General features: G+C 36.4%; 17 protein-coding genes and 2 pseudogenes. 4 read left to right on the forward strand and 15 right to left on the reverse strand.

Going from position 1 to position 13,993, the window contains the following annotated elements:
* The 13 genes and pseudogenes from ACWHVF_RS00960 to ACWHVF_RS01020 form a co-directional block, all read right to left on the reverse strand.
* Positions 1-336, reverse strand: a complete 336-nt coding sequence (locus ACWHVF_RS00960; RefSeq protein WP_447933073.1) for a GPW/gp25 family protein — start codon at positions 334-336, stop codon at positions 1-3.
* The gene (locus ACWHVF_RS00965; protein ID WP_447933074.1) at positions 333-587 is read right to left on the reverse strand and encodes a PAAR domain-containing protein; all 255 of its coding nucleotides are present in this window, start codon (positions 585-587) and stop codon (positions 333-335) included. Before ACWHVF_RS00965 ends, ACWHVF_RS00960 begins: the two co-directional genes overlap by 4 nt.
* A 5-nt stretch (positions 588-592) precedes the next feature.
* Positions 593-1,056, reverse strand: a pseudogene (locus ACWHVF_RS00970) (phage baseplate assembly protein V).
* A complete protein-coding gene (locus ACWHVF_RS00975) occupies positions 1,043-1,513 on the reverse strand; it encodes a hypothetical protein (protein WP_447933075.1) in 471 nt (156 codons plus the stop codon). Before ACWHVF_RS00975 ends, ACWHVF_RS00970 begins: the two are co-directional and overlap by 14 nt.
* Positions 1,513-2,004 carry a phage tail protein gene (locus ACWHVF_RS00980; protein WP_447933076.1) on the reverse strand — a complete coding sequence of 164 codons (492 nt, stop codon included), beginning with the start codon at positions 2,002-2,004 and terminating at the stop codon, positions 1,513-1,515. The genes ACWHVF_RS00975 and ACWHVF_RS00980 overlap by 1 nt, the downstream gene beginning before the upstream one ends.
* A complete protein-coding gene (locus ACWHVF_RS00985; RefSeq protein ID WP_447933077.1) occupies positions 1,994-2,302 on the reverse strand; it encodes a head-tail joining protein in 309 nt (102 codons plus the stop codon). The genes ACWHVF_RS00980 and ACWHVF_RS00985 overlap by 11 nt, the downstream gene beginning before the upstream one ends.
* Before the next feature lie 93 nt (positions 2,303-2,395).
* Positions 2,396-3,400, reverse strand: a complete 1,005-nt coding sequence (locus ACWHVF_RS00990) for a major capsid protein (RefSeq protein ID WP_447933078.1) — start codon at positions 3,398-3,400, stop codon at positions 2,396-2,398.
* 29 nt (positions 3,401-3,429) lie between these two features.
* A complete protein-coding gene (locus ACWHVF_RS00995; RefSeq protein WP_447933079.1) occupies positions 3,430-3,801 on the reverse strand; it encodes a head decoration protein in 372 nt (123 codons plus the stop codon).
* 30 nt (positions 3,802-3,831) lie between these two features.
* A complete protein-coding gene (locus ACWHVF_RS01000; RefSeq protein ID WP_447933080.1) occupies positions 3,832-4,905 on the reverse strand; it encodes a S49 family peptidase in 1,074 nt (357 codons plus the stop codon).
* Positions 4,906-4,977: 72 nt separating this feature from the next.
* Positions 4,978-5,730 carry an IS5 family transposase gene (locus ACWHVF_RS01005; RefSeq protein WP_064124816.1) on the reverse strand — a complete coding sequence of 251 codons (753 nt, stop codon included), beginning with the start codon at positions 5,728-5,730 and terminating at the stop codon, positions 4,978-4,980.
* A gap of 37 nt (positions 5,731-5,767) precedes the next feature.
* A complete protein-coding gene (locus ACWHVF_RS01010) occupies positions 5,768-7,075 on the reverse strand; it encodes an alpha/beta hydrolase family protein (RefSeq protein WP_447933081.1) in 1,308 nt (435 codons plus the stop codon).
* 89 nt (positions 7,076-7,164) lie between these two features.
* The gene (locus ACWHVF_RS01015; RefSeq protein ID WP_064125504.1) at positions 7,165-7,755 is read right to left on the reverse strand and encodes a COQ9 family protein; all 591 of its coding nucleotides are present in this window, start codon (positions 7,753-7,755) and stop codon (positions 7,165-7,167) included.
* Between the two features lie 6 nt (positions 7,756-7,761).
* A complete protein-coding gene (locus ACWHVF_RS01020) occupies positions 7,762-9,315 on the reverse strand; it encodes a Mur ligase family protein (protein WP_447933082.1) in 1,554 nt (517 codons plus the stop codon).
* Between the two features lie 548 nt (positions 9,316-9,863).
* Between ACWHVF_RS01020 and ACWHVF_RS01025 the strand changes: the two genes are divergently transcribed.
* Together ACWHVF_RS01025 and ACWHVF_RS01030 are read left to right on the forward strand one after the other, a co-directional pair.
* A complete protein-coding gene (locus ACWHVF_RS01025; RefSeq protein ID WP_156488229.1) occupies positions 9,864-10,127 on the forward strand; it encodes a hypothetical protein in 264 nt (87 codons plus the stop codon).
* Complete coding sequence (locus ACWHVF_RS01030) at positions 10,109-10,243, forward strand: hypothetical protein (protein ID WP_447933083.1); 135 nt, start codon at positions 10,109-10,111, stop codon at positions 10,241-10,243. The genes ACWHVF_RS01025 and ACWHVF_RS01030 overlap by 19 nt, the downstream gene beginning before the upstream one ends.
* 374 nt (positions 10,244-10,617) lie before the next feature.
* Here the strand turns inward: ACWHVF_RS01030 and ACWHVF_RS01035 are convergent, their stop codons facing one another.
* Positions 10,618-11,979: an ankyrin repeat domain-containing protein gene (locus ACWHVF_RS01035; RefSeq protein WP_064125466.1), complete on the reverse strand. Its 1,362-nt coding sequence runs from the start codon at positions 11,977-11,979 to the stop codon at positions 10,618-10,620.
* 123 nt (positions 11,980-12,102) lie between these two features.
* Between ACWHVF_RS01035 and glpX the strand changes: the two genes are divergently transcribed.
* The gene (gene glpX / locus ACWHVF_RS01040) at positions 12,103-13,020 is read left to right on the forward strand and encodes a class II fructose-bisphosphatase (RefSeq protein WP_064125467.1); all 918 of its coding nucleotides are present in this window, start codon (positions 12,103-12,105) and stop codon (positions 13,018-13,020) included.
* Positions 13,021-13,201: 181 nt separating this feature from the next.
* On the opposite strand, the gene ACWHVF_RS01045 is transcribed toward glpX, so the two are convergent.
* Complete coding sequence (locus tag ACWHVF_RS01045; protein ID WP_064125468.1) at positions 13,202-13,672, reverse strand: hypothetical protein; 471 nt, start codon at positions 13,670-13,672, stop codon at positions 13,202-13,204.
* A 144-nt stretch (positions 13,673-13,816) separates the two neighbouring features.
* On the opposite strand from ACWHVF_RS01045, the pseudogene ACWHVF_RS01050 reads away from it, so the two are divergent.
* Positions 13,817-13,960 (forward strand): annotated as a pseudogene (locus ACWHVF_RS01050) (MFS transporter); the annotation flags it as partial.
* Positions 13,961-13,993: the final 33 nt, after the last annotated feature.

Raw genomic sequence — 13,993 nt, forward strand, 5'->3', positions numbered from 1 at the left:
TTAAACAACTACTCCATTAATATTTATGAACTTACCTTCTGAAAGATAGACACCTTCTAAATTCAATGTTACTCTCCCTTCTTTTACTTCTGTTATTTTTACTTTTTCTAATTTAAATCTTGTTTCCCATTTTTGTAGTGCTTCCGCTGTTGCCGCATAAATTTCTAGCGTAAAATCCCTATTGATTGGCTTGTCAACTAATTCAAATAGTCGTGACCCATAATTTCTACGCATAATACGTGATCCAATTGGAGTGGTCAGTATATCAATTATTGATTGCTTTAAATGTTCTATTCCTTCCAATTCCTTTCCCGTGCTAGCATTCATGCCTCTCATTCTACAAATACATTTTTGCTAACACCTATCACTTTAAAACCACACGATACCAAGTCTCCTGTTCTTGTTACCCCAATACCATTCACAAATACGCTGTTTGACCCTTGCGTTAGTGTCTCCCCTATAGTCAAGATATCACCCCTACGACAGACAGATCTACTATTTACAAACACATCTTCACTCCCGCTCACACAGACATGAATCGGCATGCCTGTACAATGATCCCCTATGCAAACAACTGCTTTATTCATATATATCAATTTAAGTCTATTCTTCTTGCTTTTAATTTAATACTATCTTTTGTCATTTCTATTTCTGATCTTCCAACTTTTAAAGTAATTTTATCAGCTACGAAAATTTCTAAGTGATGTTTATTTTTATCGTACGATAACTTTGTCCCATCTTGAAATTTTACACTATTTATTTCCTTTTTATTCTCCGGAGGCGGATATTTCTCCTGATATATTGCTGGTAATACTACCCCCAAAGATAATTCCCCAAATGGCGATAATACTATTACTTGCTCATCAACATTCGGCGCAAACCAACTTCTATCTTCTCCTGCCTTCATCGTTATCCATGGCAACCAATCGGTTAAAATTCACCTACTTGAACTCTTACTCTTGCCTTTTCATAATCTACTTCTTTAATAAGCCCAATACGGATAATATTCGCTAACTTCCTATTTAGCTCTGCAATCGCAAAATTATGCTCTAACATGTACTTCACCTATCTCTATAATATGCGGCTTAATTCCAGTTTCTGACCACACTGACTTCCCTATATGGATTTCATTCACCCATTCAACCATCCACACTAGATATGCATCGAGCTCCGGCTTAAAATCGTCTACTTCCGCTGATAAGAACTCTCCCGGCGAAATGTTTTCTACGCCCCAAGTGTTTCTATTTACAACTCTTGCAATTTCGGCTGCTAATTCTCTCACAACTACCGAGGAATTCCTCCCATCAACTACCACTCTTGCCTCAAATCTTGCCCTCAACGCTAATTCTTCAGTCCCCGGATCTTTTCCTGGCTCTAAACTCACAAGCTCTACAAACACTGCTGGCGCTACTATTTCCCGATGTACCGCTCCATACACTTCACATGTCTGTATCGCTGGGATTTCTTCCTTTAGCGTTTTACAAATTGCCTGATGTAAATCTCTCCACAACATTACTTTATATATTCTAACTGTTGGTGAAAATATTTCTCAAATACTCTTTCTGCTTCATTTTCAGCTAACTCTTTCATTATTTCCCGAGCTTGCGTGTTTACTTTTATTTCATCTATTGGTAACGGTGTCATATACCTTCTTCTGAATATTCCTATATGACCATTTTTCATTGTTGCTATGAATGCTCCTTCATACATACGGCTTCCTACTTTTGCTCCCATCTTTGTCTGCTTTATACTTCCAAGTTTTGCTACTCCTATCCACTGTGAACTGAGCTTTATTGTAGACCACAAACGCTTTCTGTTTGCTTTATCCACACTTAACTTTTTTCTCATCGCTTTTTTTGGTATTTGTTTTTCTTCGCTAACTTGTTTGACAGTTTGCGATCTTACCCACTGCGCTGTTTTGTTTAATGCCCTCACCGTCGCTTTTTCCACTTTTTTCCTTTCAGCATCCATACTTTGTATGGTGACCTCGATGTTAATACGCATTTGACGCTCGAATTTTCCAGATTATTCCAGAGTTATCTCTGAGTGGCGGTGAATATACTTTGTACTTACGCTTACCAATAATAAAGATATCTCCCACCATTGGCTTTAATACATCAAACACACTCACCTCCAAAATCAACATCTCACCTACAAATTGGCCTTCACCTATCTCGTATAATTTATCCGGTTGTTGTTTCAGTATCTGTACCTTGTATGACTTATCCTTTGACTCATACAACGCTTGCTCTCCTAAATGTGCAAAACAATCTTTCAATAATCTTTTTATTTTTTCTTGCATACTTTACTTTTATGCACTAATCTCTACATACACGCTAAGAAGGGGCATACTGGTAGAGCAGTCTCATACTTTGTAAGTGCTCTACCAGTATTGTTATGCTGCGACAATTTTTACTAATATGCCCGGACGGTGGCACATTGGCAGAGGATTTGACTGCGTATGTAAATCGGTCCCTCTATCAAATCTTCTTGGCTCTTGTTTTGCATAGAGCGGCTGTCCTAGTGTATTTACTGTTTCATTGAAGTCCGCTGGCGCAAAGTAAGTAGTAAATGTGTTTGCTGTACCAAGTGGAAAACAGTGTCCTGTATCTCTTTCTATAAATCTTCTTACGGTTCCTTCAGGGTCGGTTGCTTGCCCTCTATATTCCTCAAACGTTATTCCACAGAACGTAAATCCTGATCTCATATCGTTCCTTAGCGCTGCTCCTTCTTGCCATCTCTCGTATGCTTCTTTTACTTTAGCATGAGAAGTGAGTGCATCAAAAAACTCAGGACTTACCAGCGCATGAATCCCGGTCATATATTCACCACTTAAGTTGTCCTCAACATGCCTCAATACTTCCAGACACTTACGCTTGACATCGGTTGTTGCTGTTCCTAGTGCAAAATTTACTACTTTTGGTGTAATTTCAAATTCGTTATACAGATTTAATAACTCACTGCCATCAGCGTCCAAAATTATTCCTTTCAGCGCCCCCATTCGCAAATGTTCTAACGTTATTGCGTGTTTGTTTCTCATCAATTGCAAATGATCGGTTATTACATCTGCCAGCGCTTTAAGTTCACTCTCTGATCCAAATGCTCTTATTCCCTGTACTTCCTCTGGCAGCACTACATCATCATGAGGAATATGTGGTATCGTAAACGTCCTTATTTTCCTTTTTCCTCTTTTCCCTACTGTTGCTGGTGCTCCGGGTACTTGCGTTGGTAGTAAACTCAATACTCCGTTTTGCTCTTCTATCGTAATATGTCGAAATCTTACCGATCTACTTGGAAATAAATTTAAGTTTTCGACGCGACCATAATTTATCGGCAATATGTTTATTGCATTTGTTAGTGCCGTCATGCTAAATGCTGTATTTGTAAATGGATTTTGCATTTTTCCCCCTTTATGTTTTTTATTATTTACTAGACCCCTTTGCGGATGATAACGCCTCGTGCTTCAAGTTGTTTTATTGCTGCAGCTTTTTGCTCTTCTGTTATATTTGCTGGCCACACAACCGCATGATCTGCTAGCATCGCTATACGTGTAATGATTACTGCTTTGGTGGTTTCCGTTGCGTTTACATCACTTGTTATTACACCTATTGCTGTTTGCGTGCCGTCTGTAGCTGTTGGATTTAAGGACTTAATTAGACCGTCTTTAGTATCACAACCAACAACTGTACCAAGCTTAAGGTTTTGCCCCTTTGCCACTGTTATTTGATCTCTTGAATATAGATTAGAAACTTCGTATTTCAGAAGATCACCAAGGTTATTTTGTTCTGTTATAGTACTCATTTTGCTTTTCTCCTTTATTTTCTACTTTTGTTATACTGCACGACTCCTTGCTACTTCCATCATCAAGTCTTCCGGTGCACTTTGTGGTATTGTGCTTAAAATTTCTGTCTTCATTGTTCTCTCCGCCAGTATCGACATTAATATTTCTTGGGCTTGCTTTGCATTTACATCCTGTTCAATAAATTCTCCTATTTTCTCTGGCATCTTTGATAAATTACATAATCGTATTACCTCTAATACTTCCTTGCGGCAGCTCTCGTACCCTAAACATCTTCCTTGCTCATCAATATCTATTGCTTGTTCTTTTATCTCAGTTTTAGTCATATTTCTCCTATAATTATCTATAAATTCTGAAAATGTCGTAATTCCATCAGCAAGGCCTATCTCTATTGCTTTTTCCCCAAAATATAGCCCTGCTTCCGTTGATTTGATTCTTTCCGTGGACAAATTTCTGTTTCGTGCTATAAGCTGAACAAACATCTCATATAGGCGGCCTACTTCCTCTTGTAAGCTTTCCAGACTTTCAGACGTTATTGGCTCATGCGGATTTAAATCGTTCTTTCGATTTCCAGCAAATACTGTCGTATATTTTATTCCCTGTTTTTCATCAAACCCACTTTGATCGATATGGCTTGCTATTACTCCTATGCTGCCAACTCCGGATGTTCTGCTTACAAATACTTTTTCAGCACTTGATGCAATTGCATACGCTGCGGAATACGCATCATCATTTGCTATCGCTATTATCTTTCTTTCACCCCTCGCTTTGTAAATAAAGTCAGAAAGGTCAAATAAACCGTTTACTTCCCCTCCGGGGCTGTCTATGTCCAAAATTATTGTTTCTACTTCTTTATCTATTAAAGCTTCTTCTATCTCTTCACGTATCTTCTCATATGATGTCATTCCTAAAATATCGTCAAAAACCTCTGACTTTTTCGTCAAGATTCCATGTATTGGTATTACTTTTATTCCCCTTTCACTATTTCTTACTGCATGTTTTATGTTTTTAAAAATCGGCTGCTTTCCTGCTTGTAATGACAGTAACTCAAAACTTCTTGGCTCTACCATCATCGGCTTACTCAGCCATATCGCTTGGTTTTTCATATTATCTCTTGATTGGTAGTAACGTCAGAATCAAAACTTAATCCCAAGGAACTAGGCTCTGTGGACAAAATTTTAGAGAAGCCATATGAGAGCTCCAACAAAATTTAGAAATCCCATGTAAACCTCTGCGGTCTTGTCAAATCTGGAAAAAATGCGCCTAAAATTTTTAATTTTACCGAAAAAGCACTCAATCAAATGACGTTCTTTATAAATATGCTCATCATAGTATCTTTGCACTTTTCGATTCCTTTTTGATGGAATTACGATTTCACATTTCCTGTTTTCAAGGCTGACCACAAAAGCATTGCTGTCATAACCCTTATCAGCTACTACAATGGAGTTATAGACATTTTTTGTTAATACTTCAGCTTGTGTAATTTCATTCCTCTGGCCAGGAGTAAGTATAAATTTTAAAGGATTTCCCAATGCATCAACAAGTGCATGAATTTTAGTCGTAAAGCCACCTTTACTTCGCCCTAAAGCCTCTTGATCCTTCGAATCTTTTGTATATCCAGCCGAACATGGATGGGCTCTAATGATCGTACCGTCGATTATGACGGCTTCTAAATCTGGCTCTTGTTTTGTGTACTCCAATAAATTTTTCCAAATACCCCTTTCGCACCATCTCTTAAATCGTTTGTGTATACTTCTGTAATTGCCATAGATTTTCGGCAAAAGTCGCCATTGGCAACCACTTCGCGCCATATACCACACTGCTTCTATGAATATTCTTAAACGTTTTTCGTCTTTACTATGCATTCCTTTTATGCCTTTTATGAATTCTAAAATTTGTTTCCAATTTCTTTCTTTTATATAATATTCCATTCGGTAGTTTCTCCATTTTTATGTTCATTTGGTTAAACTACCACTTTTTTTCTCCCTCTTCATATTTTTTGTCCACAGAGCCTAGATCAAAATTTTTATTAAATTCAGAGTCTATTAAATATTCATGTGCTTCTTCAATAAATTTATTTTCTTTTTCTTCATACTTTTTTATACTACCGTTATCTTCATGATAAACTAAATGTTCTTTATGATCAGTATGAATATTTTTGCTCTTACACTCCGTGTTTTGAGGATCGTGTTCAAGTACTATATTCCATCTAAACCGTTCAGATGTGGATGAATCTGGAAGTTTACCAACGAGTTGTGCTTCCTGTGGAATTACAGTATCACCTTTTCTACCAACAATCAATACAGGACATTTTGTATTCTCTATAATCTCTCGTGAATTAAATTCTAATCCGCAACGATTAAACCAAAAATTCAAGAATTTTGCAGGAAGCCGTCTCATGAAAAAATTCCCTACCCCATGAGGAAAGTTATTAGTTGCATCCTTAAGCGAGCTATAAGAATTACTATGAATTAGCGTTAAATAAATCCCTTGCTTTTCAAACCTTTTCAAAACTTCTGCTGCAATTCCTCCTCCAAGAGAGTTAGTATCCAAAATTATATCGTTTGGATGCACACCTTGTATAAGTAACATGTCTACCATTGCCATTCCAGCTTGAACTAACTTTTCACCGTTTGTTAGAAATTCATATAGCGCTACAATTTTCTTTCTTTCCAAGAGGAACTCCACAATATCTTCTATATCTTTATTTTCTCCTAACTCTTGATCGTGAGCTTCTGCATCCACTTCCTTATCATCACCTACAAGTTCTTTTTTGTAACGCTTTATCCACTCAGGGCTGACTTCATTTTCCAAAAAGTTTTTAATTCTATGTGCAACAAACCTTTTCTTAACAAAGTCAAAAAACATCCATAAGCAAAGTACGACAAAACATATAGTAGCCAAAATTGATAGCACTACTGATGCAAAAGCTAACCCTGTAAGTACCTTTTTTGATTTTTGATTCTGGTATGCCAAGTATAACAATACAATAGAAGCAGTGGACAATATAGCAAAACATAACCATAGTGATACTATTCTCCTATTGAATTTTTTTTCTTCAGCATTTAATTCTTTTTGAAAGGATTCTGAATTAACAATTCTAGAGAAATAGGGATAGTCAAAATAATGCTTAACTAACTTACTTTCTTGCCCCTTAGGTGCATCTTTACCAAGAGCATTAACCTTAATACACCCAAGTACTCCAAAAAAGTTTATCACGTGTTTTGCATTTTCTTCTGGCTTGATATTACCATTGGTGTAATAAATAACTTTCATTTTATTGTTAATAAATATTAAGCTATTTTAACATAAAGATCAAAAAAAACAAGAGAATATAAATATGAATAACCAGTATGATGAAAAGCTTATAAGAAATTTCCTATGATTCCTTTTAAGCGAGTTTTGAATTTTTGAAATGTCATGACATTGTTGATACGGTTATCAAGAAACGATAAAGTATCCACAAAATCTTCTGAATAATCATTGATAAAAAAAAGTATCGTACTTAAGTACACTCCAGCTAATATTGCTCTTTTTGTATAGTAGTTAAAATCTGTTGATTGGTCATAAATGCCATACCAAATCGCACTAACAGTTCTGTATAAAAGTTTACTAGAAAAATATGTATTTTTTGGTGATACAGAGAATAATAAAACATTTTTTAAAAGTTCTCTATAATTTGGTAGCTTAGCGTAATTTGAAAGGCGTATTTGAATGGCTAACTTTACTCGCTCTCGCACTTTCATATCTTCTAAATTAGAATTCCTTAGTTCAGCTTCCATTGAGCTATTTAAGTCCTCTGCTATGTGCTCCAAAGCGCTATATATTCCATTCTGAAATTTGCAAAAGCTATTAGCTAGATTAAGGTCAGTACACACCTTTAATAGGGTTTCATCGCTTATCCCTTCAAATGGAATAACCCTAATTAGCTTATCTATTATTAACTTTTGTTCCACGCAACATTATACTAAACAGCATGTGTGATTGTACCTGAGATTTTCAAACATTCTACAAAATGCTTCACCACGTTCCTCGAAATTTTTCCATTGATCAAAAGAAGCACACGCGGGAGAAAGTAATATAGTTACTTCTTCTGCGCTATCTAAGGCCCCTTCAAAAGCCAATCTGAATGCACCTTCTAGATTGCAACATCTAACATAATCTACTTTATTCTCCATAACATTTGCAAAAGCTTCGGTTGATTCTCCAATAAGAAAAGCTTTTCTAACCCTTGTAAAATGCTTGCTTAATGATTCTATTCCACCTTTTTTGCTTCTTCCACCAACGATCCAATTTATGTTTTCATAAGATAAGATCGCCTTTTCGCTCGATTTTGCATTAGTTGCTTTGCTATCGTTCACGAAAAACACATTTCTTATTTTGCCAAGCAGTTCATTCCTATGCCTCAGTCCTGAAAAGGACTTGATTCCATTGATAATAGTGTTGCTATCTACTCCAAGTACCTTACATACGGCATATGTGGCTGCTATGTTTTCTGCGTTGGATATTAGGTTTATTTTCACGTCGCTTACTGATAAGCTATGATTCTCTAGTTTTAACGAGATCTTCTGGATCCCAGTGCCCCTTTTGTCATCCAAGTAGCTGACACTGGGATCCAGATAATTTCGATCTATACCAGTAATCTGTTCACTATAATCAAGCAAATTGTTACCTGCCAATGATATTAGATCTCTTGCACCACCCTCTGTCATCTGAGTAGTTGGCAATGGTTTTTCTTTTCTGGATTCCAGCATCACGCGCTGGAATGACATCGGGGAATATGTTACTGAGATTGGAATTTTGTCTCCAGTGAATTTGTTGAATATATCAGCAGTAATCTCATTGTCACATCCTATTACGGCAACCTCACTACCGTTTATCAGTTTTAATTTAGTTGCTATGTAGTTCTCCATACTTCCATGCCTATCTATGTGATCTGGTGTAATATTGAGCAGTGCTGAAATGTCCACGTTAATTTCATTCATCAACTCCAATTGAAAAGAGGAGAGTTCGATTACATAAATTTCTGCATCTCTTTCTAGATCCAAAACAGGAACGCCTAAATTTCCACCAATAGCTACTTTTTTCCCTGCAGATTTTAATATGTGCCCTATTAGTGATGTAGTGGTTGATTTACCATTTGTTCCTGTGATGCCTATTACCTTCTGGTTCGTAGTTTTAGCTTCAAGAAATAGCTCAATGTCTGATTTTATTTTGCAATCAAATCTCCTTGCAAGTTTTACTATCCAATGTGGCTCTGTTGGCACCCCAGGGCTTAAAACCAATGCACTGATCTCATGCCAATTGTATTCCTTGGGATGAATAAAATTACATTTTTTATACATCATTTTTGCATTTGCTATTTGCTCTTCATGATCATCCCATGCATATATTCTTGCACCACTCTTTGTTAGAGCGTTAATGGCGGATAAACCAGTTTTACCAAGACCAAAAACCGCGACGTTTTGATTTTTGTATTTGTTTAGTTGCACTGCTAGATAACTTATGCGAACCATTTTATAAAGATATCGTACAAATTACAACAGACTTCTTTCGTAGGTTACAACTGTCATTCAATAGAAACAAAAAACTTGCTTGACAAACCCCGCCAGCCCCCTTATCATGAAAGTGAAGCTATTTTATTTAACTTCGCAATCTCTGCAGCAGATTAAAATGACAAGAAAACTTGTATTTGGCGTCTTATTTTTAATTTTTTGCACTATGTGTACCTTATGTCTTCACAACATTTCTGGGTTTTTACCTATATAAGCTGAAACGCGCTTATAAAGCGTTCAAGACATCACCCAACGTCAAATTTTAAAATAGAGAGTGTAATAACTAGCTACCACGGGTTTTCTATGCCTTTTTTTTCTGCCTAGTAAATTTCTTAAATATTAAAGCTAAGGTTAGTTGCCGTTTAAAAGCAGCTAAATTGCAGCGTTTAAGACTTAAAAAACGCCAATACTGAAAATAGACAATGACTAGGGCTTCTTTTGCCTTTTTTTCATTTGGTAAATTTCTTAATGTTTATAGCTAAAGCAACTTAAGAGACCGAAAATGGTCAGTGCTCCTTTTTTTGTCATCCCAGTGCTCCTATGATGTCACTCCAGTCCGTGATGCACAACTGTACAAACGTTGTAGTTTGGGAGCAATTCCCACTAGTGGGGTGTCATCCCAGTGCCCAGACACTGGGATCCAGGTTCTATGCAACTTAATTAAAAACGTTTGTTTTAGCGTAAGACAAATACCTTTAGCTCATCAGCTCAGTTATAAGCAAAATTTCTGGATTCCAGACTGGAATGACACCATTTGCTGTCTTCAAAAATGAATGTTCGTACAGTTGTGCGCGTGACGCTGGAATCTAGTTCTTATTGTACATTTACTTGGTGTAGAGTTAAGTTTCCTGGATCCCAGTGTCTGGGCACTGGGATGACACCCCACTAGTGGGAATTGCTCCCAAACTACAACGTTTGTACAGTTGTGCATCACGGACTGGAATGACATCATAGGGGCTACTTTCATGACATCATTCTTTTTCCTGGATCCCAGTGTCTGGGCACTGGGATGACAAGAAAAAGAGGCACTGGGATGACAAAAAAAAGAGGTACTGGGATGACATTCAAGAGTAGGGATTGATGGCAAAGAGAAATACAGGTGTCATTCCAGTGCGTGACACTGGAATCCAGGTGTGCATTGGGTTTGATAAGTGTAGGGTTTTATGTTAAAAGGGAGCGTTCTTGATGAAATTGCAAAAAAGACTGGATCCAAGTAGTCTGGGCACTGGGATGACACCTTTCCTAGTGGAGATTTTTCTCAAATCACAATGTTTGTGCAGTTTTTGAACTTACGTGTTCAATTTTATTTTCTTCCATTTCTCTATAGCCTGGTAATGTAGAATTTTTTATATGCAATCCGGTACATACTGCAACCAAAGCAGCTATAACACCACAAATTACCGCACCAGCTACAAATGGAACCATCACAGCAGCAGTAATGAATAATCCTGTAATAACAACTCCAACAACATCTTTTGTCAATGAGGTGTAAAAATCCTTTTTGCTCTCTTTATATTTAGTTTCTTGTTCATTTGGCATAGAAAATTGAGAATTTGTGAAGACATTTTTATTATTATCACAATCTGATATAGTAGTTTTGCCGGTATTTGTTTCTATTGTTAATACAGGCGTTTCATTTTCGTTACGATGACCTGGCTGATCATTAACACTACTTGACACAGGTTGGTTAGCATTTGCTCCTGTTACTATAGGAGGTGCTGGTACTATATTTTCTTCTGCATTGGGTGTTTCTGATGTAATAAAGTTTAAAAGCACCTGAGTAATTTCTTCTTGTGTACTATTCATAGCCAACCATAAAGCTGCTCGTCTGCTTTCATCATTTACATAACCTAAAAATGCCTCAACTTCTTGGACATTACCTTGAACAATAGCAGAACGCAAAGCGTTAAATTTTTCTTCTTCATTAAATTTGCCACTATCCAAGAGCATTCTTACAACGTCAGCTTGTTTATTTACTGCAGCCATACCCAACACAGTTCTGGAAGCAGTATCTTTAAAATCGATTCCAATATTTAAACTTGTGAACAACTCAACAACCTTTAGAAATATGCTGCGATCGTCGGTAATGTAAGGTCCTTCTGAACGGACAGCATAATAAGGCAAAGTCCAACCATCCTGGTTTGTTATTTTTGTATCTATTTTTTCTTTTTTTAGCTCTTCATTAAACTTCCCAGCAGTTATATCAGGGTTTTTAGTTACAATTTCCTTTATCTTGTCATATGACGTAGAAAATTGAGCAGCTTTAGAGTTACCAGGATTTACTTCATTACTGTCTGATTTATTTTCTTCTACATTAGGTGCCTCTTCTTCCTCGTTTATCGCTGTAGCTACTTGTTCTTGTTGAGGGAAGTTGAATCCCTTTTCAATGAGAAAATCCTTAACGCGTGGGTAACCATTTTCAGTTGCATGCTTTAGAAGTAAGTCTCCCAACGAGTTATCTCCTTCACACTTACTTTGAAAATCAATTTCTTTAAATTTAGCTTTTCTTTTTAACCTATTTTGCAAGTCTTCAAGGCTGGTAACTTTATTGTCCTTATTATCATACATTAAACCCTTATCTGCATCTAAACATAACTCTCTAATATCATCATTACTATACAACATAATTAAACCTACTACTATATGTTAGTTTATTATAGCAACTTTCCCACAACCAGTCAAGACATATTGCAGTCTCAAATAGCATGATATATATTGGATTCTTTATTTATGATTCTCAAGCAAATGATGGAAGATTTAGCCTATAAATTAGTTAAAGTGACCGAAGCTGCAGCACTTGCTGCGTATAAATTGGCAGGCTTTGGTGATGAAAAAAGGGCTGATCAGGTTGCAGTTGATGCAATGCGAACAGTGTTGAATTCTATGGAAATAAATGGTACTACCGTAATTGGTGAAGGTGAGAGAGATGAAGCACCGATGCTATATATTGGCGAGAAGGTTGGCACTGGAAATGGTCCTGAAATCGACATTGCTGTTGACCCACTTGAAGGCACTACAATCTGCGCTCACCATAAACAAGGGGCAATGTCCGTTCTTGCTGCAACGAAAAAAGGTGATTTTTTACACGCACCTGATGTTTATATGGAAAAGATAGCAATAGGAAAAAATCTCCCAGAGGGTGTAGTCTCACTAAAAAATAGCATTGAAAAGAATCTAGACAATTTAGCCAAGGCAAAAGGATGTAAAGTGAATGATCTTACAGTAACTATACTTAACCGTGAAAGGCATGATGAATTAATATTAAAAATCAGGAAGTTAGGAGTAAAAGTTAAACTAATAGATGATGGTGATGTTGCGGCCGTAGTTTCACTAGTAAATGGCAATCACGATATGTATATCGGAATAGGAGGGGCACCAGAAGGGGTGCTTGCGGCTGCAGCGCTGAGTTCAATCGGTGGGCAGATGGAGGGAAGATTAATATTTGACACAGATCAGTTAAGAGAAAGAGCAAAGAATTTAAATATTGATGACCCAGAAAAAATCTACACCATAAAAGATATGGCAAAAGGTGAATCAGTGTTTATTGCAACTGGAATAACAAACGGAGAACTTGTGGATGGAGTTAAATTGAATCATAATACCTATTCAACTAATTCTTTAATAATTCTGCCTAACAAGCTGATAAAGCTGCAAGTTATAAGTTAGGTTAATTATTTTTCAATATATTATGTAAGAGTTAAAGGGAGTGTTAAAATGTTAGATTCATTTTCTCAAGAGAAACTAATTGTACAAGAAGTTCCTCAAGACGGACATAAAAAGAAGGCTGAACCCTTTTCAAAACCTTCTATCTATTGTTTCTTAAACCACTCTGCTGAACGGAGACAGTTTAGGCTGTTATGCCTGGCGGCTTTGTTGGAATAAGTTTTTCAACACTGCTCACAATAAAGTCAGTGATACCGTCAGCTACTTTATCGAATTTATTGTTTATATCTTTTCCTATTTCTTTATTTTTAACATATTCGTGTAGAGCTAAAGCAGTTATAGCTGCACATGCTGCAATCAAGCCAGTTTGTGCTATAATGAATAGTGATAATCCTCCTACAAGTATAGATGTTAATCCAATAGCTAGGTTTATAATTTTACTTTGTGTTGTTTGTTGTGCTACCTCTGCTTCCTTCTCTTCAAGAACGTTTGATGTTGTTTTTAAGGCAACTTTTATCGCTATTGCTGCAACTGAAACCATAATTAGCCCTATAGCTATTTTTGCTAAAAGAAGAATCGACGGCAGCATCATTGCAAATAACAGCGAGCCAGCTACTATAGTTAACCACTTCTCATTTATTTTTTTAGTGTTCATTGTTACCCTCCACTTTTAGAATAAAATTATTTAATTGTACAATAAAGCTAAAGGAAGTCAAGTCCAGCACTTATTCAGGAAACAATAGCTTAAAAAGAGACTTAGTGTTAAATTTCTAATAGATTACTTATAAAAATAAATCTTATGGAAAGTAGAGCTTGGTTCATTTGGCTGATTAGTAACTTGGTTGTTATATTCAGCAATATGCAGATAATTTATGCCTTTATAAGTGTGAATCTTGAAAAGGAACTTGGACTGACAATCGCGCAAGTTGCACTGGCTAACTCATACCAATTCCCATTACACGGCAAACAGATAGAC

This window comes from Wolbachia endosymbiont of Dactylopius coccus, assembly GCF_977011065.1.

What these genes read in the sequence shown, in the direction of transcription:
- ACWHVF_RS00960 (WP_447933073.1), bottom strand. Translation starts at nt 336, where the DNA reads ATGAGAGGCATGAATGCTAGCACGGGAAAGGAATTGGAAGGAATAGAA.
- ACWHVF_RS01020 (WP_447933082.1), bottom strand. Translation starts at nt 9,315, where the DNA reads ATGGTTCGCATAAGTTATCTAGCAGTGCAACTAAACAAATACAAAAAT.
- ACWHVF_RS01045 (WP_064125468.1), bottom strand. Translation starts at nt 13,672, where the DNA reads ATGAACACTAAAAAAATAAATGAGAAGTGGTTAACTATAGTAGCTGGC.
- ACWHVF_RS00985 (WP_447933077.1), bottom strand. Translation starts at nt 2,302, where the DNA reads ATGCAAGAAAAAATAAAAAGATTATTGAAAGATTGTTTTGCACATTTA.
- ACWHVF_RS00990 (WP_447933078.1), bottom strand. Translation starts at nt 3,400, where the DNA reads ATGCAAAATCCATTTACAAATACAGCATTTAGCATGACGGCACTAACA.
- ACWHVF_RS00975 (WP_447933075.1), bottom strand. Translation starts at nt 1,513, where the DNA reads ATGTTGTGGAGAGATTTACATCAGGCAATTTGTAAAACGCTAAAGGAA.
- ACWHVF_RS01010 (WP_447933081.1), bottom strand. Translation starts at nt 7,075, where the DNA reads ATGAAAGTTATTTATTACACCAATGGTAATATCAAGCCAGAAGAAAAT.
- ACWHVF_RS01000 (WP_447933080.1), bottom strand. Translation starts at nt 4,905, where the DNA reads ATGAAAAACCAAGCGATATGGCTGAGTAAGCCGATGATGGTAGAGCCA.
- ACWHVF_RS00980 (WP_447933076.1), bottom strand. Translation starts at nt 2,004, where the DNA reads ATGCGTATTAACATCGAGGTCACCATACAAAGTATGGATGCTGAAAGG.
- glpX (WP_064125467.1), top strand. Translation starts at nt 12,103, where the DNA reads ATGGAAGATTTAGCCTATAAATTAGTTAAAGTGACCGAAGCTGCAGCA.
- ACWHVF_RS01005 (WP_064124816.1), bottom strand. Translation starts at nt 5,730, where the DNA reads ATGGAATATTATATAAAAGAAAGAAATTGGAAACAAATTTTAGAATTC.
- ACWHVF_RS01035 (WP_064125466.1), bottom strand. Translation starts at nt 11,979, where the DNA reads ATGTTGTATAGTAATGATGATATTAGAGAGTTATGTTTAGATGCAGAT.
- ACWHVF_RS00965 (WP_447933074.1), bottom strand. Translation starts at nt 587, where the DNA reads ATGAATAAAGCAGTTGTTTGCATAGGGGATCATTGTACAGGCATGCCG.
- ACWHVF_RS00995 (WP_447933079.1), bottom strand. Translation starts at nt 3,801, where the DNA reads ATGAGTACTATAACAGAACAAAATAACCTTGGTGATCTTCTGAAATAC.